At 63.2% G+C, this 21,260-nt stretch carries 27 protein-coding genes and 1 pseudogene; 15 read left to right on the plus strand and 13 right to left on the minus strand.

The features are described from left to right. Positions 1–40 precede the first annotated feature (40 nt). The 3 genes from LB571_RS00530 to LB571_RS00540 all read left to right on the plus strand — a co-directional run bounded on the left by LB571_RS00530 (position 41) and on the right by LB571_RS00540 (position 1,868). Positions 41–235, plus strand: coding sequence for a DUF1192 domain-containing protein (locus LB571_RS00530; protein ID WP_015315356.1), 195 nt, complete (start codon positions 41–43; stop codon positions 233–235). 90 nt (positions 236–325) lie between these two features. Next, positions 326–1,573 carry an MFS transporter gene (locus tag LB571_RS00535; RefSeq protein ID WP_224591534.1) on the plus strand — a complete coding sequence of 416 codons (1,248 nt, stop codon included), beginning with the start codon at positions 326–328 and terminating at the stop codon, positions 1,571–1,573. Positions 1,574–1,604: 31 nt separating this feature from the next. Beyond that, positions 1,605–1,868, plus strand: a complete 264-nt coding sequence (locus tag LB571_RS00540; RefSeq protein ID WP_010911936.1) for an ArsR/SmtB family transcription factor — start codon at positions 1,605–1,607, stop codon at positions 1,866–1,868. Positions 1,869–1,894: 26 nt separating this feature from the next. Here LB571_RS00540 and LB571_RS00545 read toward each other — a convergent pair whose 3' ends face one another. The 5 genes from LB571_RS00545 to LB571_RS00565 all read right to left on the minus strand — a co-directional run bounded on the left by LB571_RS00545 (position 1,895) and on the right by LB571_RS00565 (position 4,670). Then, on the minus strand, positions 1,895–2,359 hold the full coding sequence (locus LB571_RS00545) for an SRPBCC family protein (protein WP_224591537.1): 465 nt from the start codon (positions 2,357–2,359) through the stop codon (positions 1,895–1,897). 18 nt (positions 2,360–2,377) lie between these two features. Further along, complete coding sequence (locus LB571_RS00550) at positions 2,378–2,749, minus strand: nuclear transport factor 2 family protein (RefSeq protein ID WP_015315352.1); 372 nt, start codon at positions 2,747–2,749, stop codon at positions 2,378–2,380. Between the two features lie 13 nt (positions 2,750–2,762). Continuing rightward, the gene (locus tag LB571_RS00555) at positions 2,763–3,086 is read right to left on the minus strand and encodes an ArsR/SmtB family transcription factor (protein ID WP_015315351.1); all 324 of its coding nucleotides are present in this window, start codon (positions 3,084–3,086) and stop codon (positions 2,763–2,765) included. 5 nt (positions 3,087–3,091) lie between these two features. Further along, positions 3,092–3,748: a glutathione S-transferase family protein gene (locus LB571_RS00560; RefSeq protein WP_224591540.1), complete on the minus strand. Its 657-nt coding sequence runs from the start codon at positions 3,746–3,748 to the stop codon at positions 3,092–3,094. An 88-nt stretch (positions 3,749–3,836) separates the two neighbouring features. Then, positions 3,837–4,670, minus strand: a complete 834-nt coding sequence (locus tag LB571_RS00565; RefSeq protein WP_224591543.1) for an alpha/beta fold hydrolase — start codon at positions 4,668–4,670, stop codon at positions 3,837–3,839. Positions 4,671–4,762: 92 nt separating this feature from the next. Here LB571_RS00565 and LB571_RS00570 point away from each other — a divergent pair, with 92 nt between their 5' ends. From LB571_RS00570 to LB571_RS00580, 3 genes and pseudogenes are all read left to right on the plus strand, one after another. After that, positions 4,763–5,284 carry a winged helix-turn-helix transcriptional regulator gene (locus LB571_RS00570; RefSeq protein WP_140616689.1) on the plus strand — a complete coding sequence of 174 codons (522 nt, stop codon included), beginning with the start codon at positions 4,763–4,765 and terminating at the stop codon, positions 5,282–5,284. A 76-nt stretch (positions 5,285–5,360) separates the two neighbouring features. Further along, a complete protein-coding gene (locus tag LB571_RS00575; protein WP_023773965.1) occupies positions 5,361–5,594 on the plus strand; it encodes a hypothetical protein in 234 nt (77 codons plus the stop codon). Positions 5,595–5,755: 161 nt separating this feature from the next. After that, positions 5,756–6,186, plus strand: a pseudogene (locus tag LB571_RS00580) (GlcG/HbpS family heme-binding protein). Between the two features lie 9 nt (positions 6,187–6,195). Here LB571_RS00580 and LB571_RS00585 read toward each other — a convergent pair. The 3 genes from LB571_RS00585 to LB571_RS00595 form a co-directional block, all read right to left on the minus strand. Continuing rightward, positions 6,196–6,597, minus strand: a complete 402-nt coding sequence (locus LB571_RS00585) for a hypothetical protein (RefSeq protein ID WP_140792665.1) — start codon at positions 6,595–6,597, stop codon at positions 6,196–6,198. A 252-nt stretch (positions 6,598–6,849) separates the two neighbouring features. Continuing rightward, positions 6,850–7,032, minus strand: a complete 183-nt coding sequence (gene rpmF / locus LB571_RS00590; protein ID WP_008834724.1) for a 50S ribosomal protein L32 — start codon at positions 7,030–7,032, stop codon at positions 6,850–6,852. A 140-nt stretch (positions 7,033–7,172) separates the two neighbouring features. Then, positions 7,173–7,934: a transglycosylase domain-containing protein gene (locus tag LB571_RS00595; RefSeq protein WP_140720069.1), complete on the minus strand. Its 762-nt coding sequence runs from the start codon at positions 7,932–7,934 to the stop codon at positions 7,173–7,175. A 222-nt stretch (positions 7,935–8,156) separates the two neighbouring features. On the opposite strand from LB571_RS00595, the gene LB571_RS00600 reads away from it, so the two are divergent. Both LB571_RS00600 and LB571_RS00605 read left to right on the plus strand, forming a co-directional pair. Further along, positions 8,157–9,074 carry a polyprenyl synthetase family protein gene (locus LB571_RS00600; RefSeq protein ID WP_224591546.1) on the plus strand — a complete coding sequence of 306 codons (918 nt, stop codon included), beginning with the start codon at positions 8,157–8,159 and terminating at the stop codon, positions 9,072–9,074. A 110-nt stretch (positions 9,075–9,184) separates the two neighbouring features. Next, on the plus strand, positions 9,185–11,524 hold the full coding sequence (locus LB571_RS00605) for a response regulator (protein WP_015315342.1): 2,340 nt from the start codon (positions 9,185–9,187) through the stop codon (positions 11,522–11,524). 13 nt (positions 11,525–11,537) lie between these two features. Here the strand turns inward: LB571_RS00605 and LB571_RS00610 are convergent, their stop codons facing one another. The 4 genes from LB571_RS00610 to LB571_RS00625 all read right to left on the minus strand — a co-directional run bounded on the left by LB571_RS00610 (position 11,538) and on the right by LB571_RS00625 (position 15,043). Continuing rightward, positions 11,538–12,290 carry a Stf0 family sulfotransferase gene (locus LB571_RS00610; RefSeq protein WP_224591549.1) on the minus strand — a complete coding sequence of 251 codons (753 nt, stop codon included), beginning with the start codon at positions 12,288–12,290 and terminating at the stop codon, positions 11,538–11,540. A 126-nt stretch (positions 12,291–12,416) separates the two neighbouring features. Then, a complete protein-coding gene (locus tag LB571_RS00615) occupies positions 12,417–13,271 on the minus strand; it encodes a lytic transglycosylase domain-containing protein (RefSeq protein ID WP_224591553.1) in 855 nt (284 codons plus the stop codon). A gap of 5 nt (positions 13,272–13,276) precedes the next feature. Then, positions 13,277–14,530 carry a flavodoxin-dependent (E)-4-hydroxy-3-methylbut-2-enyl-diphosphate synthase gene (gene ispG, locus LB571_RS00620; protein WP_224591556.1) on the minus strand — a complete coding sequence of 418 codons (1,254 nt, stop codon included), beginning with the start codon at positions 14,528–14,530 and terminating at the stop codon, positions 13,277–13,279. Positions 14,531–14,863: 333 nt separating this feature from the next. Continuing rightward, positions 14,864–15,043, minus strand: coding sequence for a YdcH family protein (locus LB571_RS00625; RefSeq protein ID WP_015315338.1), 180 nt, complete (start codon positions 15,041–15,043; stop codon positions 14,864–14,866). A gap of 238 nt (positions 15,044–15,281) precedes the next feature. Between LB571_RS00625 and LB571_RS00630 the strand changes: the two genes are divergently transcribed. Then, entirely contained in the window at positions 15,282–15,485 is a 204-nt protein-coding gene (locus tag LB571_RS00630; RefSeq protein WP_015315337.1) for a YdcH family protein, read from the plus strand. Positions 15,486–15,514: 29 nt separating this feature from the next. Here LB571_RS00630 and LB571_RS00635 read toward each other — a convergent pair whose 3' ends face one another. Continuing rightward, positions 15,515–16,303 carry an IclR family transcriptional regulator gene (locus tag LB571_RS00635; protein ID WP_140616682.1) on the minus strand — a complete coding sequence of 263 codons (789 nt, stop codon included), beginning with the start codon at positions 16,301–16,303 and terminating at the stop codon, positions 15,515–15,517. A 170-nt stretch (positions 16,304–16,473) separates the two neighbouring features. Between LB571_RS00635 and LB571_RS00640 the strand changes: the two genes are divergently transcribed. The 6 genes from LB571_RS00640 to LB571_RS00665 all read left to right on the plus strand — a co-directional run bounded on the left by LB571_RS00640 (position 16,474) and on the right by LB571_RS00665 (position 21,225). Beyond that, positions 16,474–17,304, plus strand: a complete 831-nt coding sequence (locus tag LB571_RS00640) for a transporter substrate-binding domain-containing protein (protein ID WP_174361987.1) — start codon at positions 16,474–16,476, stop codon at positions 17,302–17,304. A gap of 73 nt (positions 17,305–17,377) precedes the next feature. Beyond that, entirely contained in the window at positions 17,378–18,043 is a 666-nt protein-coding gene (locus tag LB571_RS00645) for an amino acid ABC transporter permease (RefSeq protein ID WP_015315334.1), read from the plus strand. A 1-nt stretch (position 18,044) separates the two neighbouring features. Further along, positions 18,045–18,695: an amino acid ABC transporter permease gene (locus LB571_RS00650; protein WP_140616680.1), complete on the plus strand. Its 651-nt coding sequence runs from the start codon at positions 18,045–18,047 to the stop codon at positions 18,693–18,695. Positions 18,696–18,700: 5 nt separating this feature from the next. Continuing rightward, on the plus strand, positions 18,701–19,495 hold the full coding sequence (locus tag LB571_RS00655; protein WP_224591559.1) for an amino acid ABC transporter ATP-binding protein: 795 nt from the start codon (positions 18,701–18,703) through the stop codon (positions 19,493–19,495). A gap of 37 nt (positions 19,496–19,532) precedes the next feature. After that, the gene (locus LB571_RS00660) at positions 19,533–19,994 is read left to right on the plus strand and encodes a RidA family protein (RefSeq protein ID WP_015315331.1); all 462 of its coding nucleotides are present in this window, start codon (positions 19,533–19,535) and stop codon (positions 19,992–19,994) included. A gap of 25 nt (positions 19,995–20,019) precedes the next feature. Then, a complete protein-coding gene (locus tag LB571_RS00665; RefSeq protein ID WP_140662709.1) occupies positions 20,020–21,225 on the plus strand; it encodes an aminotransferase class V-fold PLP-dependent enzyme in 1,206 nt (401 codons plus the stop codon). Positions 21,226–21,260: the final 35 nt, after the last annotated feature.

A 21,260-nucleotide genomic window follows, 5' to 3' on the forward strand; every position in this document is an offset into this window, starting at 1 on the left:
AGGCAAATGGCCAATCTGGTCTGGCGGAGGAGGAGCAGCCATGGCGATCTTCGACGACGAACCCAAGAAGAAGGCACGTCCGCACGAGATCGGGCAAGACCTGTCGCTGCTTTCCGTCGGTGAACTGTCAGAGCGCATCGGTATCCTGCGCGACGAGATCGCCCGGCTGGAGGCCGAACTCAAGACCAAGGACACCACCAAATCGGCTGCCGAGGCGCTGTTCCGCCGCGGATAAATCGCTGGGGCAATCGCCCGCCGCCGAAAAGCCCGAATGCGACTGTCTTCAAACCCGCGTCCCCGCCCAGTCCCCCAGTCGGATCAAAAAATGCTCGCAGCCTACAGACCGATCCTTTCCCTGCTTCGCGGCACCGCCTTTCTTCTGGCGGCATCGGGATTGCACGGGCTGCTGCTGCCCTTGCGCGGCCAGGTGGAAGGGTTCTCGACCGCTTCGCTCGGTCTGATGGGCACGGCTTGGGCCGGCGGCTTCGTCACCGGCTGTTTCTTTGCGCCGCGCATCGTGCGCCGCGCCGGACATGTGCGCGCCTTCGGCGCCTTTGCCGCGTCCGGCGCGATCGTGGCACTGCTCACCGGTCTGATCATCGACGAGTATGTCTGGATCCTGCTGCGTGCCTTTACCGGCTTCACCATGGCCGGCGCCTTCATGGTCATCGAAAGCTGGCTGAACGAGAAAGCCACCAACGAGAACCGCGGCACCGTCTTCGGCCTTTACATGATGGTCACCTATGCCTCGATCATGGGCGGCCAGATGATCGTCGCCGGCGGCGACGTGAAATCGGCGTCGTTGTTCATGATCACCGGCATCCTGTTTTGCCTGTCACTGATCCCGACGGCCGTGTCGACCGCCTCGCATCCCAAGCCGCTGCAGGACGTCAAGCTCGACGTCAAGGGACTCTACGCCAACTCGCCGGTCTCGGCGATCGCTTGCCTTTTGATCGGCATCGCCAACGGCGCCTGGGGCACGCTCGGCGCCGTCTACGGCGCCCGCATCGGAATCTCCACCGCCGAGATCGCCTTGATGATGAGCCTGGTGGTCGTCGCCGGCGCCGCCATGCAACTTCCGGCCGGGCGCCTCTCCGACAAGACCGACCGGCGTTTCGTGCTGGCCGGTGCCGCCTTCGGCGCGGCGCTGTTTGCGCTGCTCATCTTCCTGTTCGAGCCGCGCTCGGCGGTCTTCGTCCTCGTCTTCACCGCCGCCTACGGCGCTTTCGCCTACACGCTCTATTCGATCGCCGTGGCGCATGCCAACGACCACGCCAGTGCCGAGGATTTCGTCAAGGTCTCGGGCGGCCTGCTGCTGCTTTATGGCTTCGGCACCATGATCGGCCCCTTGCTGGCGGCAGCGCTGATGGGCTGGATGCGCCCGGAGGGCCTGTTCCTGGCGACAGCCTTCGCGCATCTGTCGCTGGCCGGCTACACGCTGCTACGCATCAGCCGCCGCGCGCCGGTGCCGATCGGAAATCGCGATGCCTTCAAGACGCAGCCGGCCGACCGTTCGGTGACCCCCGAAGCATTGCGGCTCGATCCGAGAAGAAAAGCAGAAGCAAACAGTTGAGATTTGAAAAACTTTGCCTCACAAATGAGGCATGATGTTTTCCGACGCCTTCATGGCGATCGCCGATCCCAATCGGCGCCATCTTCTGGAAGAACTTCGACGCGGTCCGAAGACCGTCAACGAATTGGCGGCCGGGCTGCCAGTCTCCCGCCCGGCGGTATCACAGCATCTGAAAGTGTTGCTCGACGCCGGACTGGTCAATGCCAAGGCTGAAGGGACGCGGCGTGTCTATACGGTGAGCAATGCCGGCTTCCTCAGACTCAACATCTGGCTCGATCAATTCTGGGAAGCCTGATCCTCTTCGGTCAGCAGCCACAACGATCAGGTTTCCATCCGCAAAAACTTGCCGAGAAGATCGAGCAACACCCCGGTCCCATGCTCGCGTGTGCCGGACGTGTCATGGCCATCCAGGAAAGCGCCCTGCTCGGTCAGCACCAGGCGCGTGCTCTTGTCTTCGGCAAAAAGTTCGATCGTGGCCAGCGACACCGAAATTCTGATATCGCCAAACAGCATGTCGTAGCTGTAGACGATGCGCTGGTCGGGCACGATATCCCAGTAAGTGGCGGTGTAGACGTGGATCGGCCCATCCTTCGGCCCTCCGGCATTGATCTCCTTGCCGCCGACGCGAAAGTCCAGTTCGTATCGGCTGGGCATCGGGTTGCTCGGATCGGTGAACCAGTGCCGCTTGGCGTCCGGATTGCTGAGCGCGAAAAAGACCTTCGATGGCGCCGCCGGATAGAGGCGCTCGATAACGAAGGTGGAGTGGACGACGGAACGTTCGGTCATGGCTTGGGTCCTCGCTGGTCAACTCGATTGGTTCGGCGGAATGAAGACACCGTTGCGATAGGCAGCGCCGAAATAGACCTCGACACTACGCAGCCGGCCGCCGCGAAACACGTGTAGCTCGGTGTTGCGGAAGGATTTTCCGTCCACCGTTTCGCAGCCATACAGAACGAAGGCGGCAGCCCCGTCTTCGCAAATCCGCTCGATCGTCATCGACCGGAACAGCTTGCCATTCGGCCAGCAGCGCTCGAAATAGGTCGTGCGATCGATGGCGTCGTCATAGGGGCTGGTGAAGGTGAAATCGTCGGCAAGGGTCGCCTCCATGACGGCGCGGTCGCCGGCCTGAAAGGCCGCGAAATAGCCGCGGACCAGATCGGATTTTCTCTTTGACATGGCATGCTCCTCTTCAGTTCTCCGCAAGAAAATCGCCGAGCCGATCCAGCCGGCGTTCCCATGAGAGGCGCCGCTCATTGATCCAGTGTTCGGCCGCGCGCAGCGCCTTCGGCTCGATCTGACAGGTGCGCACCCGTCCGACCTTTTGCGTGCGCACGAGGCCGCTCGCCTCCAGGAGATTGAGGTGCTGGACGACCGCCGATAGCGACATCGCCAGCGGCTCGGCCAACTGGCTCACCGACGCCGGGCCGCGTGATAGCCGGTCGACCATCTGCCGCCGCGCCGGATCGGCGAGCGCCTGGAACATCAGGTCGAGTTGGGCGGGATCGTGCAGCATCGCGATCAGCCGTTGTTGTAGGGAAAGAACTTGAAGTAAGGCTGCGCCTCCTCGATCACCCTGGTGAAGGCGGCGCGCTGCAGCAGGCGGTCGTGATAGCGCTTCACGGCGGGATAGCTGTCGCCGAACGGCTCGACCTTGTTGGCATAGAAGAGCGCCGGAGACGCCGCGCAATCGGCCATGGTGAAGATATCGCCCACAGCCCATTCCCTCGACAGCATCTCCCGTTCGATGATGGCGTAGGAATTGCGCAGCTGGCTCCGCGCCTGCTCGACACCGAATGGATCGGTCTTGTCCTGCGGCCGCAACCTGTCGCCGACGATCTTCTGCATCGGCTCCTGCACATAGAAATCATAGAAGCGGTCGGCCTGGCGGACAGCCAGCGCCAGGTCGATGTCGGCTGGAATGAGTTCGGCCGGTCCCGGATAGTGCATGGCCAGATATTCCACGACGATGGTCGATTCCAGCACCGTCCGGTCACGCGCGTCGTCGCGCAGCGCCGGCATCTTGCCGGTCGGCGATATCTTCAGAAAGGCCGCGCGCGATTGCTCGTCGCCCAGATCGACGATGACAGGCGCAAAAGGCGTGGCGTTCTCGTAGAGCGCGATCAGCGGCTTCCAGCAAAAGGAGGCCAGCGGATGGAAATGCAGCGTCAGGGACATTCTTGTGCTCATCTGCTCTGTGGAAACACTGAAGCATTTACTTAACTATTGCGGCAGGCCTCGCTCGTCAAGGCTCGCCCACGAAGTCTCAGCTGGATCGGACATGCTCGACAATGGCGGCTTCTATATCAGGCCAGTCATCCGGATGCAGTTCGTGACCGCCGCCTTCGACACGAAGGAGTTTCGCGCCGGCAACTGCTTGGGCCAAGGCTTCGCCATGCTCGACCGGAAAGATCGGATCCGACGTGCCGTGGATGACCAGAAGCGGCACCGCCAGTTTGTGCAGGCGACCCTTCCATTGGTCATTGCCCTTGAGCATGAAATGATTGGTGGCGCTGAGCAAGCCGCCGGACCTGGTATAATCCCGCTCGATGAACGCCCTCATCCCGGCCTCGTCGAACGGATGCGCGGTGCTGGCGATCGCGCGTGCATCGCTGACCATGAAGTCGATGACCTGGCGGCGGTCCGCCCAGTCGACTTTGGCCCCATCGGCCGAATGCTCCATATAGGCGTCGGTCGTTTGCGGCAGATGCGACGTGTCGGTCCCCACGGGCGAACTGCTGATCACGGTCAGCGAAGCGACGCGCGAAGGGTGCCGGAGCGCGACGAGCTGCGCGATCATGCCGCCCATCGACATGCCCGCGACATGCGCCTTGCCGATGCCGTAACTGTCGAGAACGGCTATCGCGTCGTCAGCCATGTCGTCGAAAGTGTAGGGCGGCTGTCCCACCAGATATTTGGTCGACCGGCCGGTATCGCGATTGTCGTAGCGGATCACGTAAAGGCCGGCGTCCGCGAGCTTCCGGCAAAACGCCTCCGGCCACCACAGCATCGAGGCCATCGCGCCCATGATCAGCAGCAGCGGATCCGCCGGATCGCCAAACGCTTCGGATACGATCTCGGGACGGTCTTTGCTCGTCATCTCATGGCCTCCTCATCTGCTTGCATTTTGCAATCGGTTGCACGATAATAAAACCGATACGATAATGCAACCGGTTTTGCGGAGAAAATGGAATGACCCTCGATCGCCGGTCCGGCTGCCCGATCAACCTTTCACTCGAGGTGTTCGGCGACCGCTGGAGCCTGATCATCCTGCGCGACATGATTTTCGGCGGCAGGCGCCATTTTCGCGAGCTGCTCAACGGCTCGATGGAGGGTATCGCCTCCAACATCCTCGCCGACCGTTTGAAGCGGCTGATGGAGCTCGGCATGCTGACCAAGGCGGACGACCCCAGTCATAAGCAGAAGGCGATCTACAGCCTGACCGAGATGGCCATCACGCTGGTGCCCATCCTGGCCCATCTCGGCGCCTGGGGCCGCGTCTGGCTGCCGACAAGCGAGGAACTCTCGATCCGCGCCGAACTCCTGGAAAAGGGCGGACCTCCAATGTGGGAGAAATTCATGGACGAATTGCGCCATGAGCATCTCGGCACCCCCCTCGACACAGCGCCCGGCTCCTCTGTCCGCGCGACGCTGCAAGCCGCCTATGAAGCGGTGGTTGCTGAAAAGCCCCGCAACGCCAGCCCGGCCGTCTGACCAACTATTTTCCCCGTTGAAAGGCCGGCTCTGCTACAAAGGACGGAAATCACACTTCACGGGATTGGATACGCTCTTGGTTGAGAACTCTAGGGACACTGCCCGCGCGCGTGCCGATCTGCGCTTCAAGAAGCAGGAAGAGGCGGCGACGGTCCGGCAGAAAGCCATGGCCGAATACGTCGCCGAGAGCGATGCCCGCAAGGCCAAGACCGACAAGCTGCGGGCGCTGCGGCTGGCCAAGGAAGCCGAAGATCTAGCCAACGCGCCTGCCGCACCTGCCAAGAAGCCGGCCCGCGCCAAGAAAAAATAGCCCCCTCTCTCCGCCAATGCCTCGTCCTGGATCGAGCGGTCGTAACGCATCCGACAGGCACGCCTTCGTCCCGCTGCTTCGCGGGAAGCAATTTCAACCGAAAGCGGGATTGCCTGGTCCGGCTGGCCGGCGATGATTGGGCTGTTCAACAGGAGATTGCCATGACCGCGCTGTCGCTCGAAAAAGCCGTAGAGATCATCAATGCCGCCTTCGCCAGGGGCGCCGATCTCAAGCTCAAGCCGCTCGGCGTCTCGGTGCTCGACGCCGGCGGGCACCTGGTCGCCTTCCAGCGCCAGGACGGCGCCTCGTTCCTGCGCCCGCAAATGTCGGCCGGCAAGGCTTATGGCGCGCTGGCGATCGGCATCGGCTCGCGCAGGGTCGAGGCCTCGCCAAGGAGCGCCCGCATCTGGTTGCCGGCATTTCCGACGTGTCGGGTGGACGCGTGCTGCCGGTCGTCGGCGGCGTGCTGATCCGCGACAAGGCAGGCAGTGTCATCGGCGCTGTCGGCATTTCCGGCGACACGTCTGACAATGACGAGGCGGCCGCGATTGCCGGCATCGAAGCCGCCGGCTTCGCCGCCGATCCGGGCTGAGGTTCCGGTCTAATTCAAATTGATGTCGCGGCTGGCCGACCGCATCGACACCGCGAACCCGGCCAGCACGTCGAACAGCGCGATGATCAGCAGCGTGAAGAAGATGGAGTGCGCGGCACCCTTCACCAGCAGGAACTCGACCAGGAAAGCAACGAAGACAAGCGTCGACAACAGATGGTCCATGATCGAGGCGGTGGTCGTGCGCGCCGACTTCACCATTTCAAGGAACAGAAAAATCAGCCCGATCAGCACGATCAGGTCGCCGAGCGTCATCGAGAACACCCCGCCCGACATCATGCGGAACGAGAACATCTCGCTCGCCCACGGATCGTCACCGCCGCCGAATATACCGAGCAGGCCGAGATTGTAGAGCACGAAAGGCACGATCAAAAGCGGGACGGCACCGAACATCTGGCGTCTCCATATGGGGGCACCTTCTGTAGAATGCCCCACAGGCACGGCGTCAAGATTTTTCGTGCGCGGCCGCAAACACGGTCGAATACCGGATGCAACAACCATGTCAGCCGGTTGCCCGGCCAACATGAAAATCGAGAGACGAAAGCTCAGCGCTTGAAGTAGCCGGCGCGCACGGCAAGGCCAAACGCAAAAAAGACCGGCCAGAAGCCGGTCTTTTGTAACTCGGTTGCTTGGGAAAAGCTGGTCTCAGCTTTCCTTGGGCGTCAGCACCTGGCGACCGCGATACATGCCGGTCTTCAGGTCGATGTGGTGCGGGCGGCGCATTTCGCCGGAATTCTTGTCCTCGACATAGGTCGGGGCCTTGAGGGCGTCGGCCGAGCGGCGCATGCCGCGCTTGGACGGAGAGGTTTTGCGTTTCGGAACGGCCATGGATATGCTCCACTACATGGTCAAAAGCCCCGCCCGCCCTCGTGAAAGGGCCATGTCGGGGCCTAAATCTGAGAAAGTCGGGTGCCTATACACGCCTGACACCGTTTTGGCCAGCACCGCGGTGAATCTTTTTTATCCGGCTAGTCCAGGCAACCGACATAGGCGCCGGAGCGGCCGGCGCGCCGCTCGATCAGATTGGCGAGCCTTCTCAAGCCCGGCCCTGGTTTTGCCGGATTGCGGGCGATCGGATTGGGCAGCGTGACGGCGAGAAGGGCCGCCTGCCGTCTGGACAGCTGCTTTGCCGAAATGCCGAAATGGTGCCGCGCCGCAGCCTCGATGCCGTAGATGCCAGGCCCCCACTCGGCGATGTTGAGATAGATCTCCATAATGCGCCGCTTCGACATCACCGCGTCGAAATAGACGGCCAGCGGCAGTTCGACGACCTTGCGCACCGAGCCCAGCGGCCGCGACCACAGGAAGAGGTTCTTCACCGTCTGCATGGTGATGGTCGAGGCACCACGCGTCGCCTCGCCGGCCAGCGCATCGTCGACGACCCCCCTGAGCTCGCCGAGATCGACGCCGCGATGAAAGCAGAACTGCCCGTCCTCCGACATGATGACGGAATGGGCGAGCACAGGCGCGACATCATCGATCGACACCCAGCGCCGGTCGTAGCCGGAGAATGTCGCGAGATCCTTCAGCATCAGCGTCGACACTGGATGCACGAAGGACGGCAGGTAGAGAAAGGTCAGCACCACCGGGATGAGCGCCAGCACGGCGGCCACGACGATGCCGCGCCGGACCCAGCGCTTGAGACTGCGGCGGCTCACGCCTCGCGATCTCGTCGCCATGTCCAGCTTTTCGGTCTCATGATCGACGATCGGTTCCGCCAAGCCGCCCAACCCATGCCAGAGAACTCGCTTTGAAACTGCCTCCTGGGAGTCATGTGAGGGTGTTTTCGAGAACCGGAGCGGAGCGTACATTCGAGTACGTGAACACCGGAAGCGCGGAAAACGCCTTCAGATGACCGCAGGAGATGAGTTTCCAAACGGGCTCTTACCGCCCCGGCATAATGGCGCTTGCCTTCTTGCGCAACGTCTGAGTGTCGGCTACCGGTCCCGGCCATGACGAATGACGACGAAATGGCGTTCGAAATGGCGCTCATCAGGCGCGCGGCCGCCGTCGAGGTGATGCTGCGTCGCTTGCTCGACGACCGACCGCTTTCGGGTGAGATCGCTCGGCCCGATCGTCTGATGGCGGCGATGCGCCATGGCGTGTTGAACGGCGGCAAGCGCCTGCGCCCCTTCCTGGTCATGGAAAGCGCCGCCCTGTTTTCCGCCGATGGCGAAGCGGCGTTGCGCGTCGCGGCGGCGCTCGAATGCGTGCATTGCTATTCGCTGATCCACGATGACCTGCCGGCGATGGACGACGATGACCTGCGCCGCGGCCAGCCGACCGTGCACAAGGCCTTTGACGAAGCCACTGCCATCCTGGCGGGCGACGCCTTGCTGACTCTGGCCTTCGACATCATCGCCGGCGAAGCGACGGCGCTGCCGGCCGAACGGCGCGCAGCCCTGGTGCTGGCGCTCGCCCGCGCCGCCGGGGCCGGTGGGATGGTCGGCGGCCAGAAGCTAGACCTCGAAGCCGAGCAAGTGCGACCGGACGAGGCCGGCATCATAACGCTGCAGGCGATGAAGACCGGCGCGCTGATCCGCTTCGCCTGCGAGGCGGGTGCGATCCTGGCCGGCGCACAGTCGGATGACCTGGAAAGGCTTGCCGAGTTCGGTTCGGCGATCGGCCTGGCCTTCCAGCTCGCCGACGACCTGCTGGATCTGACGGCCGACGCCAAGCAGATGGGCAAGGCGACCGGCAAGGATGCCGCCGCGGGCAAGGGTACGCTGGTGGCCCTGCACGGCGCGGATTGGGCACGCAAGCAGCTCGACGGCCTCGTCGGCCAGGCGCACGCGCTGCTCGAACCCTATGGCGAAAAAGCTGCCCTGCTGAAAGCCGCGGCGATCTTCGTCGCAACCCGTAACAGCTGACGGCAGGCTCATACCATTGAGCAGTGCACCTGCGGTCCACCAACGAAATCTTAATGTAAATGAAGCGTAATCCCAATCCTTAGAATGATGCGTATGTGTTGGGGTTGCGCATGCCGGAATATTCTTCCTTCATCCGGTCCGTCCGGATACGTTATCTTTCAGGATTGTTGGTTTTCGCGCTGGCTTCAGCCGCCATCATGGTTGCGCTCAATCGCGTCAATTCCTTGCGCCATGAAATCGATGCGCTGAGCAGCAATCTCGTCATTTTCACCCGCGATCTGCGCAACGCCACCAGCTTCGCCGAGACAACCAGTTCCGCCTGGCGGATCGAGACGCGCGATGCGCTGACGGCTTCGGCGCGCGACCATTCCGAGCGGCTGACCGGCGAGATCGAGACCCTGACCGCCCAGCTCGCCGCGATCCGCCCGCGCCTGTCGGCCAAGACCGTCAGCGAGCTCGCAGCCGCTTCGGTCAATGGCGACCTGTTCTGGTCGCCGCGTGACATGGTTCGCAACTTCAACCTGATGTCGGTGGCGCAAAAGACCGATGAATGGAGCACTCGCGAGATCCGCAACCAGAACGACCTGTTCGTTCAGCCCATGCTGGTGCGTGTCCGCACCGCGATGGACGACGAACGCCATCAGGCGGACGCGTCCAGCGACCGGCTGCTTTTGTGGGCAAGCGGCTTGTTGTTTGCCGTCCTGGGCATCGTCGCTTTCTGGATCTTCCGCCCGATGGAACAGGCGATCCGTCGCGCCTTTGCCCAGTCGGCCGAATCCTTGTTCAAGGCAGAGGCCGCCGACCGTGCCAAGTCGGAATTCCTGGCCAATATGAGCCACGAGATCCGCACACCGATGAACGGCGTGCTCGGCATGGCCGAATTGCTGGCCAAGACCGAGCTCAACCCGCGCCAGAAGACGTTCACCGACGTTATCGTCAAGTCGGGCAACGCGCTGCTCACCATCATCAACGACATCCTCGACTTCTCGAAGATCAATGCCGGGCAATTGACGCTCGACCCCGCCCCCTTCCGCCTCTCGGAAGCGGTGGAGGACGTGGCGACGCTTGTCTCGGCGCGCGTCGCCGAGAAGAACCTGGAACTCATCGTGCGCGTCGACCCCAGGCTGCCGGCCTATGTCGTCGGCGACGCCGGCCGCTTCCGGCAGATCGTCACCAACCTTGTCGGCAATGCGGTGAAATTCACCGAGAAGGGCCATGTGCTGATCGATGTCGGCGGCGAAACCGTCAACGATGTCGTCCAGCTCAAGTTGCGCGTCGAGGACACCGGCATCGGCATCCCGGCCGAGAAATTGCAGAACGTGTTCGAGAAGTTCGCTCAGGTCGATGGCTCCTCGACCCGCCGTCACGAAGGTACCGGCCTTGGGCTCGCCATCGCCGCCCGCCTCGTCGACCTGATGGCCGGCAAGATCGGCGTCGAGAGCGAGATCGGCCGCGGCTCCGTCTTCTGGTTCGCCGTGCCGCTGCCGGTCCACCGTGCCGAGGCGCGCGACGCCATCGTGCCGGTCGACGTCACCGGCGCGCGTGTGCTGGTCATCGACGACAATCCGGTCAACCGCGAGATCCTGCTCGAACAGCTCAGAAGCTGGAGCTTCGACTGCGCCGCCGCCGAAAGCGGCGCGGTTGGCCTCGCCTTCCTCGATCGCGCCTGCCAGCTCGGCGCCAGCGTCGACTGCATCATCCTCGATTATCAGATGCCCGGCATGAACGGCGCCGATGTCGCCCGGGCCATCGCCGCCGACAGCCGGCTGTCCACCATCCCGGTCGTTATCCTGACCTCGGTCGACCAGGTCGATTTCGGCAAGATGATCATCGACTTCGGTATATCGGCGCATCTGACCAAGCCGGCGCGCTCGGCGGTTCTGCTCGGCACCGTCATCTCGGTCATCCAGAAGGCGCGCTCGCAGGTCGGCAAGGCGCACTTCATTCGCGAACCGATCCAACCGATGCCTCAGCCGGCTCCGCCGGCCTTCACGGTTATCCGCGGCCCCGCCATGCCGATCGCGGCAGTGCCGGAATCGAATGCCGCGCCGAACAGCCCGATCGACATCCTCATCGCCGAGGACAATGACGTGAACCAGATGGTGTTCGGCCAGATCCTCAATGGGCTGGGCTTGAGCTACCGCATCGCAGGCAATGGCCGCACCGCGGTCGAGATGTACCGGTCGCTGCATCCGAGGTTGGTTCTGATGGACGTCTCGATGCCGGAAATGAACGGCTACGAGGCGACACGCGCCATTCGGGCGATCGAGGCGTCGTCGGGTGGCCACATTCCGATCATCGGCGTCACCGCGCATGCGCTGAAGGGCGACCGCGACAAGTGCATCGAGGCCGGCATGGACGACTATCTGCCCAAGCCCGTTTCGCCCGATCGCCTCGGCGCCAAGATCGGCACCTGGCTCAGCGAAACGGTGGTGGCCAAGACGGCCTGAACTCCGTCCGGCGTCAGACGGTTGCGTCCAGATGGTAGCGGCGCATCCAGTCGCGGCTTGTCGCGTCGGCGAGCTTCGCGACACCCGGTTTCACATCCCCGGCGTTCGGCGACTGTACGCCCAAGGCCTGACAGATGGAAATCAGTGTCGCCGCCGGGCTGCTTGAAAGCCGCTCGTAGCCAATCCGCAGTGGCGTTATGTCTCGCTCGGCGAACCATGTGTTCCACGCTGCGTCATAGGCCTCAAGCTCGGCGACTTCGTCCCTGATACGCTGGAAATCGTACCGCGGTTCTCCTGGCGATCCGACCCTTTCGATCTCCGTTCCATCGGGAGCGACGTGCCAAAGGCCGGTCTGCTCCGCCTTGACCAGGGAGACAGCCTGCGCAAGCTTGTTCTCACGCGACAGATGCACGTAGAGAACGCGACCGAAAGCCCTTTCGAAACGCGCTTTGTCCGACACAAGCCCCGGAAAAATCCGGTCGAGGATCGCTGAAAGCTCGTCCAGGTTTTCTCGCATCAGGCGAAGACCGAAGATTTCCGTACCACCCTTGCCGGCATCGATCGCCGCATTGAGATAGGCAAGCTGGAATTCAAGCTCGCCCATCGTGTCGCGAGGCGGCAGGTTCCATTCTTCGGCCCACTCCGACACATCCTGCCGCCGATAGAATGAGTGTGGATCGCCGGTCGTTCTGGTGGCCGCCAGCAGTTTGCACAGCAAGGTGCTGCCGGTTCTGGGCGTGCCGCAGATAATGTACGCGTCGAACATCGCTGTCCCTGTAGCTGCCGAAGGCGGACCAGCCCACCGGTCCGGCGCCGCTATAGCTGAAATCGTTGCTGGATACGATGGGCACATTCCAACGGCGTGTGCCCCGTGCAGCCCAACCCTCCTCGGCTACCGGTTGCGCACCACCACGCAGGCGCCACCGATGCTTTGCAGTTTCTGGCAGATGACATTGGCGGCGGCGCGGTCGTCGACGCCGATCCGGACCGCGTAGATGCCGCGCCGGCCGATCGGCGTACGCACTCGGCTGACCACCGGATCATGCCCGGCAAGCAGGGCCGGAAAACGGCCCCGTACCCTGAGCCATTGGCTGATCGCGGCGCTGCGGCGGAAATTGCCCGCCACCTGAATGCCCCATGGCTTGACGTTGATTGAGGCCATCGCCACGGTTCTGGACATGATCACCGGCAGCTTGCGGCAGGCGACCGCGAAATCCAGCTTGGCGTCGAGTGGCTCGACTTTGCCGGCATAGGCCCGGTCGGTGAACTTGTCGACCGGCTCGCCCATCACGTCGAAGACATAGCTTTCCGTCTCCATCGGCAGGAAGCCACCGGAATTCAGCCAGCGCGACACCCGGCTCTCGCCGGCATTGTAGGCAGCGGCCGCCAAACCGAGATTGCCATAACCGGCCTTCATTTCGGCGAGATATCTAGCCGACGCCGGAATCGCCTGGTTGATGTCGAAGGAATTTTCAAGCCCCCGCATCTTGGCGGTGCCCGGCATGAACTGGGCAATGCCTTCGGCGCCGACAGGGCTCACGGCGTTGGGATCGAACCGGCTTTCCTTCCAGATCAGGCGGGCGAAGAAATCCCGAGGCAGGCCGTTCTGATCGGCATGCGCCTGGATCAGGTTACAGACCTTGTCGATCAGCCGCTGCTTGGCCGATTGCGGTGGATCCGCCTGGGCAAGCGTCGACCAGCCCATGCCACACAGGAAAATCAGCGCCACCCACGGGAAACGCCGCATCTGGCTTACTCTGCCGCGGCCTTGCCGCCCCGACCGAAGCGCTGGTCAATATAGTCGGCGACCATTTTCTCGAAATCCGCCGCGATCGACGGCCCGCGCAGCGTCGCCGCCTTCTTGCCGTCGACGAAGACCGGCGCGGTCGGCGTTTCTCCGGTGCCGGGCAGCGAAATGCCGATATCGGCATGCTTGGATTCACCGGGACCGTTGACGATGCAGCCCATCACCGCGACCTTGAGGTTCTCGACGCCCGGGTATTTCTCCCGCCACACCGGCATGTTCTTGCGCAGGTCCGCCTGGATGTTCTGCGCCAGTTCCTGGAACACGGTGGAGGTGGTGCGGCCGCAGCCCGGGCAGGCCGCGACGATCGGCACGAACTGCCGAAAACCCATGGTCTGCAGCAGTTCCTGCGACACCTGCACCTCGCGGGTGCGATCGCCATTGGGCTCCGGCGTCAGCGAGATGCGGATGGTATCGCCAATGCCTTGCTGCAAGAGGATGCCCATGGCCGCGGAAGACGCGACGATGCCTTTGGAGCCCATCCCGGCCTCGGTGAGGCCGAGATGCAGCGCATGGTTGGAACGGGTCGCAAGCTCGGTGTAGACGGCGATCAGGTCCTGCACGCCGCTGACCTTGGCCGACAGGATGATTTTTTCGCGGCCAAGACCAATTTCCTCGGCCATCTCGGCCGACAGGATCGCCGACTGCACGATTGCCTCGCGCGTCACTTCCTGCGCCGTCAGCGGGAAACCCTTGTCCTGGTTGTCGTCCATCAGCCGCGTCAGAAGCTCCTGGTCAAGCGAGCCCCAGTTGACGCCGATGCGCACCGGTTTGTCATGTTTGATCGCCATCTCGACGATCGCCGCGAACTGCCGGTCCTTCTTATCCTTGAAGCCGACATTGCCGGGATTGATGCGGTACTTGGCCAGCGCCTCGGCGCAAGCCGGATGATCGGCCAGGAGCTTATGTCCGATATAGTGGAAATCGCCGACCAGCGGCACGTTGATGCCAAGCCGCTGCAGCCGTTCATGAATGCGCGGCACGGCGGCGGCACTTTCATCACGGTCGACGGTGATGCGCACGATCTCGGAGCCGGCGCGGTGCAGCGCCGCGACCTGCGCGACTGTCTGGTCGACATCGGCCGTGTCGGTGTTGGTCATCGACTGAACGACCACCGGCGCGCCGCCGCCGACGACCACGCCGCCGACATCGACGCCGACCGAGGTGCGGCGGGGGAAGGGAGAAGAAAAATATCCGGTCATGCCGGCAGCCTTTTGTCTCTGGAGCGCTATGCGTCTCTCTGAAGCGCGTGCGTCCACCTGGACGCACAAGCCGGGGCCGATGCGTTGAAGTCCGGCATGAGGTGGAGGAGCAAAGATGGCTTGTCAATGGCGACAGGTCGCCACTGGCAGCAATTGGTCCCGGCCGGGACCTGAAACAGCACACGAGCTGGCAGCGGCCAAGCGGGCAAGATGGGTCCGAAGGATATTAGTTTCCGCTTATGGTGCAGCGCTGAAAATCGCAATCACTGCACCGGCGGCTGGCGCCGCCGGCAAGGAAGACCGCCAGTGGTGAGCGGCTATGTCAGGTGAGGATCAATGCGTGGTTGGTTGCGCCCTCAGTTTCTCAATCGCATCCTTGAGTGCCAGCTTGCGTCGCTTGAGATTCCCGATTTCGAGGTCATCAACCGACGGGTGATTCATCGCGTCATCGATTTCGCGTTCGATGTCGCCGTGTTTCCGCTGCAACTCATCAAGATGGGATGCAAGAGACATGATTGGTTCTCCCTTTCATGGTTTCCTCGATTGCAGCCGCCAAGGCACGTCCACCGCAGGTCGTATCTGTGACGGCACAATGACAGTGTGCCACCATCGAGCAGCGATGTCGAATGCTGCGTGGTAGCATTCCACGACAACGTGAAATGTGATATGGGCTGCGCGCCGGTGGCAGAAATTGCCGCCCCCGCCCAACCAGGCCCAGTTTTGGGCGCCGCAGACGTGCAGACGGTAGAGAATGTCCGATCAGGAACAGGCCGATACTCGCCTCGAATTTTCCCGGCTGAAGCAGGAACACGCCGATTTCGATGCCGCGATCAACGCGATGATCGCCATGAATTGCGACCCGCTGCAGATCCAGCGCATGAAAAAGAAGAAGCTGTTCCTCAAGGACCGGCTGATGAAGCTGGAAGACAGGATCATTCCAGACATCATCGCCTGAGACGGAATCGCGCCGCCGGCACTTTCCGCCTATGCGCCGATCGAGAGCCCGGCGGCGCGGCCGCGCAGCAGGCCGATGAGATCGGCGGTCCGCTCCTCCGACGTATCGATCGGAACCACCAGGCACATCGTCGCCTCGACCTTGCCTGGCGCTGAAAAGACCGGCACGGCAAGGCATTTCGTGTAAGCGTCGACCAGGCCCGAGGTGACGCAGTAGCCGGTCACCCCTGCCTTTGCGATGTCCGCGATGAAATCGTCGAGCCGCAGCTTGCGCCCGTCAGGCAGCACGAGATCGTCATCAGACACCATGGCTTCGATCGCGGCTCTATCCAGCCCCGCAAGCAATAGCCGTCCAGACGCGGTCCAGGGCAGCGGTATCTGCAGGCCGGTGGCCGAACTGATGCGGAACGGCCTGCTACCAGGGCTGGAATGGACGATCGTGTAGCGGCCGCTCTGCAGCATGCACAATTCCGAGGTCTCGCCCGTCTCGCGCGACAGATGGTCGACCTCCTGTCGCCCGCGCCGCAACAGGTCGTTGCCGCGCACATAGTCCATCCCGTAGAGGTAGAGCTTCTTGCCGAAATAGACGCGATTGCCGTCGCCGGCCATTTCCAGAAGGCCGGCGTCGACCAGCGACCGCACCAGCGTGTAGGTGGTCGAACGCGGCGCATTGACGCCCTTGGCGAGATCGCCAATCCCGATCGCACGCTGCGTCATGTGAAGGAACTCCAGGATCTCCAGGACCCGGTTGAGGCCCTTTTCACGGGACCCCGGCGCCTTCTCGTCGGCCGAAGCAGCCAAAACACTACCATCTTGCATTGTCGATTCCCGGTGCTAGTATCTGTCTTGTACAGGATACATGCGTCTCTTGTAAGAGACAATCTTTGATAATCACTGCCGCGTGTATGGGCTGTGCATAGGGGAACACAACACGAAAGGAGGTCGCCGTGAACGACACATCCGGAAGACGTGATTTTCTGAAATTGGGAATGGCGGGACTTGCCACGGCCGGCGTGCTGGCAGCCGTCGATGCGCAGAAGGCCGCCGCACAGGCCGCATCCGACAGCCTGCTGCGCACCGTGCTCGACAGAGGCAAGCTGATTGTCGGGACCGGCAGCACCAACGCGCCCTGGCATTTCGAGAACGATGCCGGCGAACTGGTCGGCATGGATATCACCATGGGCCGCATTCTCGCCAAGGGCCTTTTCGACGACCCGACCAAGGTCGAGTTCGTCATGCAGGATCCGGCCCAGCGCATTCCCAACGTGACCACCAACAAGGTCGACATCACCATTCAGTTCATGACCATGACGGCGCAGCGCTCGCAACTGATCAATTTCTCCCGGCCCTACTATGTCGAAGGCGTTGCCTTGCTGACCCTGCCGACCGCCGAGAACAAGACCTTCGACAAGCTGCTGGCCGGTGGTTCGGCGACACGCATTTCCATCCTGCAGAATGTCGACGCCGAAAGTTCCGTCCACTACGCTCTGCCGCAGGCCCAGGTGTTGCAGATCGACACCCAGGCGAACGTGCTGCAGGCGTTGGAGTCCAAGCGCGCCGACGCCGCCGCGGTCGACCTGTCCACCGTGCGCTGGCTCGCCTCGCGCAATCCCGACAAGTATTTCGATGCCGGCAAGAGCTGGTATTCGATGCTTTACGGCGCCGCACTGCGGCAAGGCGATTTGGACTGGCTGACCTTCGTCAACCAGACTTTCACCATCGCCATGTTCGGCCATGAATCGGCGCTCTACGACGCCGCCTTCAAGGACTATTTCGGCCAGGAGCCGCCGGCGCGTCACCCCGGCTTCCCGGTCATCTGATCCCGGATTGCGGAAGGGTGGCGTTGTCGCCCTTCCGTTATCGACTCGACGTCCTTCACACCGAGGCGGATGCATGGGCTATGCCCTCAATTTCAACCTGATCTGGCGGCATTTCGACAAGCTCTGGGGCGGCCTGCTGCTCAGCCTCGAGCTTGCCGTGATCTCGATCGCCATCGGCGTTGTCATCGGGCTGGTGCTCGCTGTCTGGTACGTCTCGGCCGGACGCGTGGTGCGGGCGGTGATCGCCGCCTATGTCGAATTCATCCGCAATGTGCCGCTGATCCTGCTGGTTTATCTCGTCTTCTACGGCCTGCCGACCGTGGTCGACCTGGCCTACAGTGCACCAACCTCGTTTGTATTGACCCTGTCGGTCTATAGCGGCGCCTATCTGGTCGAGGTGTTTCGCTCCGGGCTCGAGGCTGTCCCGCGCGGCCAGCTCGATGCCGGCAAGGCGATCGGCCTAACGCCATGGCAGAGGCTGTTGCACGTGCGCCTGCCTACAATGCTGCGCATCACGCTGCCGGCGCTCTCCAACACCTTCATCTCGCTGTTCAAGGACACCTCGATCGCCTCGGTCATCTCGGTGCCCGAACTCACCTTCGGCGCCCAATGGATCAACTTCAACACATTCCGCATCGTCGAGGTCTACCTGGTCACGACGGCGATGTATCTGGTAACCGGCTATGCGCTGCTTTTCGGGCTGCGGCTCGTCGAGCGCCGGTTCAGGGCGGCGCGCTGACATGCTGAGCCAGATCCTCTACGCACTGCCCTTCCTTGCCCAGGGCTTCGCCGTGACCTTGTGGGTCTCGCTGCTGGTGGTGGTGCTGTCGCTTATCGCCGGCGTCCTGCTGGGCGTCGGCCTGGTCTATGGTCCCGCCCCTTTGCGCTGGGCGGTGCGCATCTTCTCGGACACCATTCGCGGTATTCCGATCCTGGTGCTGATGTTCTTCGTCTATTACGGCCTGCCTGCAATCGGGCTGCATCTGCCATCGTTCTGGGCCGCGGTGTCCGCGCTCACCCTGTTCAAGACGGCGCAGGTCATCGAATACCTCAGGGGCGCGGTCGGCTCGATTCCGAAGGGACAGTCCGAAGCCGCGATGGCGATCGGGTTGACCTTTCGCCAGAGGCTCACCTACGTCATCTTTCCGCAGGCCTTCAGGCGCTTCCTGCCGCCCTGGATCAATGGCGTCACCGACGCGGTCAAGGGCAGCGCGCTGGTGTCGCTGCTCGGCATCACCGATTTGATGCAGGCCATCAACCAGGTCATCGGCCGCACCTATGAAGCGATGCCGCTCTATATATTGGGAGCGCTCCTCTATTTCGCGGTCAACTACGCACTCTCGCTCGCCAGCCGGCGGCTCGAGCGGCGTTTCTCCTTTATCCGGGAATAGCAACGATGTCCGAAGCCCTAAACGCCGGTCCCGCGCTGCTCGACGTGCGCGATGTCTCCAAGGCCTTCGGTGCCGTCGAGGTGTTGCGCTCCGTCAGCCTTCAGGTGAAGCGCGGCGAGGTGGTGACCGTCATCGGCCCTTCCGGCAGCGGCAAGACCACGCTGCTGCGCTGCGTCAACTTCCTGGAGAGTTACGACAGCGGCTCGATCCGCATCGACGGCAAGGAGGTCGGTTTTCGCGAGGCCGGAACGCGTCAGCGCTGTAGCGAGCGCGATCTTGCCGCCATGCGCGCCGAGACCGGCATGGTGTTCCAAAGCTTCAACCTCTTCCCTCACCTGACGGCGGCCGGCAACATCATGCTGGGTCTGACCAAGGTGCGCGGAAAAAAGGACGCCGAGGCGCGATCGATCGCCGAGCACTGGCTCGGGCGCGTCGGCCTTGGCCACAAGGCCGACAGCCTGCCGGCCGAACTCTCCGGCGGCCAGCAGCAGCGCGTCGGCATAGCCCGCGCCGTGGCCATGGAACCGAAGATCCTGCTGCTCGACGAGATCACCTCCGCGCTCGATCCCGAACTCGTCGGCGAGGTGCTGGCAGTGGTGCGCAGCCTCGCCGAGGATGGCATGACCATGCTGATGGTAACCCACGAAATGGCCTTTGCCCGCGACGCTTCTAGCCGCATCGTCTTCATGGCCGATGGCGGCGTCAGCGCCGTCGGGCCGCCGAAGGAGATCCTCGCGGCGGAGACCAGCAACGAACGCCTCCGCACTTTCCTGGCGCGCTTCCGAGCCTCGCATTTCTAAACTCAGGCGGCCAAAGCCGCCCAAGGAGCCTTCATCCATGACGCCTTATATCAGGCTCGCCGAACTCGGCCTGACGTTGCCCGAGCCGCCGACGCCGATCGCCAACTTCGTCACCCATGCCGAGAGCGGGCGGCTGATCTTCCTCTCCGGCCAGGGGCCCCTGCGCGCCGACGGCACGCTCTGCACCGGCAAGGTGGGCGAGGACGTGACGGTCGAGCAGGCCTATCAGCATGCCCGGCTGACCGGGCTCAACCTGCTTGCCGTCATGCATGCCGCCGCCGGCGATCTCGGCCGTATCGTACGCGTCGTCAAGCTGCTCGGCTTCGTCAACGCGACGCCGACCTTCAGCGACCACCCGAAAGTGGTCAATGGCTGCTCGGACCTGTTCGCCGATGTCTTCGACAAGATCGGCGGCCATGCCCGCTCGGCGATCGGCGTCGGCTCGCTGCCTGGAAACATCACCGTCGAAATCGAAGCGGTCGTCGAGATCGCCGCCTGACCTGCCACCCACGGGATTAGCTCACATGAAAACCTCTTCCGACACCGGCTCCAACACCACCATCCGCGAACGGCTGGGATTGCGGCCGATCATCAACGTCTCGGGCACCATGACCGCGCTCGGCGCCTCGATCATCGTCCCGGAAGCGATCTCCGCCATGGCTGAAATGGCCTCGCAATGGGTGGAAATGGACGATCTGCAGCGCGCCGCGAGCACGGTCGTCGCACGCCTCACCGGCGGCGAGGCCGGCTTCATCACCGCCTGCTGCGCCAGCGGCATCACCATGGCGATCGCCGGTGCGATGACCGGAACCAGCCTGCTCGCCATCGAGCGCCTGCCCGACGACACTGGCGACCTCAAGTCGGAGGTCGTCATCCAGCTCGGCCACATCGTCAATTACGGCGCCCCGATCGACCAGTCGGTCCGCGTCGCCGGCGCCAGGGTGGTGCCCGCCGGCACGGTCAGCGTGACCCAGGACTATCATGTAAGCGAGGCGATCAACGAGCGCACGGCGGCGGCCCTCTACGTCGTGGCCCACCACACGGTGCAATACGGCATGCTGTCGCTGGAGGAATTCTGCGATATCTGCCACGCCAAGGGCGTGCCGGTGATCGTCGACGCCGCGTCCGAGTACGATCTGCGCGGTTTTCTGGCGCGCGGCGCCGATGTCGTCATCTACAGCGGCCATAAATTCCTGAGCGGGCCGACCAGCGGCATCGTCACCGGCCGCAAGGATCTGGTGCGGGCCGCCTATCTGCAGAACCGCGGCGTTGCGCGCGCCATGAAGGTCGGCAAGGAAAGCATCGCCGGCACCATGGCGGCACTCGAAGCCTGGGAGAAGCGCGACCATGCCGGCATCCGCCGGCGCGAGGAAGCAGCACTGAACCTGTGGAAGGACGCGCTGCAGGGACTGCCCGGCATCGCCGCCATCATCATTCCCGACCCCACCGCCAATCCGCTCGACCGGCTGCAGATATTCGTCACGCCGGAGAGCCGCTTCACCGCCGCCGGTCTTGCCTCGGCCCTTGCCGCCGGCTCGCCGCCGATCATCGTGCGCAACCACGAGGTCGAGCGCGGCCATTTCTTCCTCGACCCCTGCAACCTTCACCCCGGCGAGGCGGAGATTGTCGCCGAACGTCTGCGCGCCGTGCTGACGGCGAAGGAGCGCCCGGCCGACGCGATGAAGGTCGCCCGCAAGGATTCGTCAGGCGTCTTGCGCTGGCCGGATTGATCGCTAAACCGACCATGCCGAAGGCATCGGCTGAT

The sequence above is a fragment of the Mesorhizobium sp. BR1-1-4 genome, from assembly GCF_020165375.1.
GTDB classification, from domain to species: Bacteria; Pseudomonadota; Alphaproteobacteria; order Rhizobiales; family Rhizobiaceae; genus Mesorhizobium; species Mesorhizobium australicum.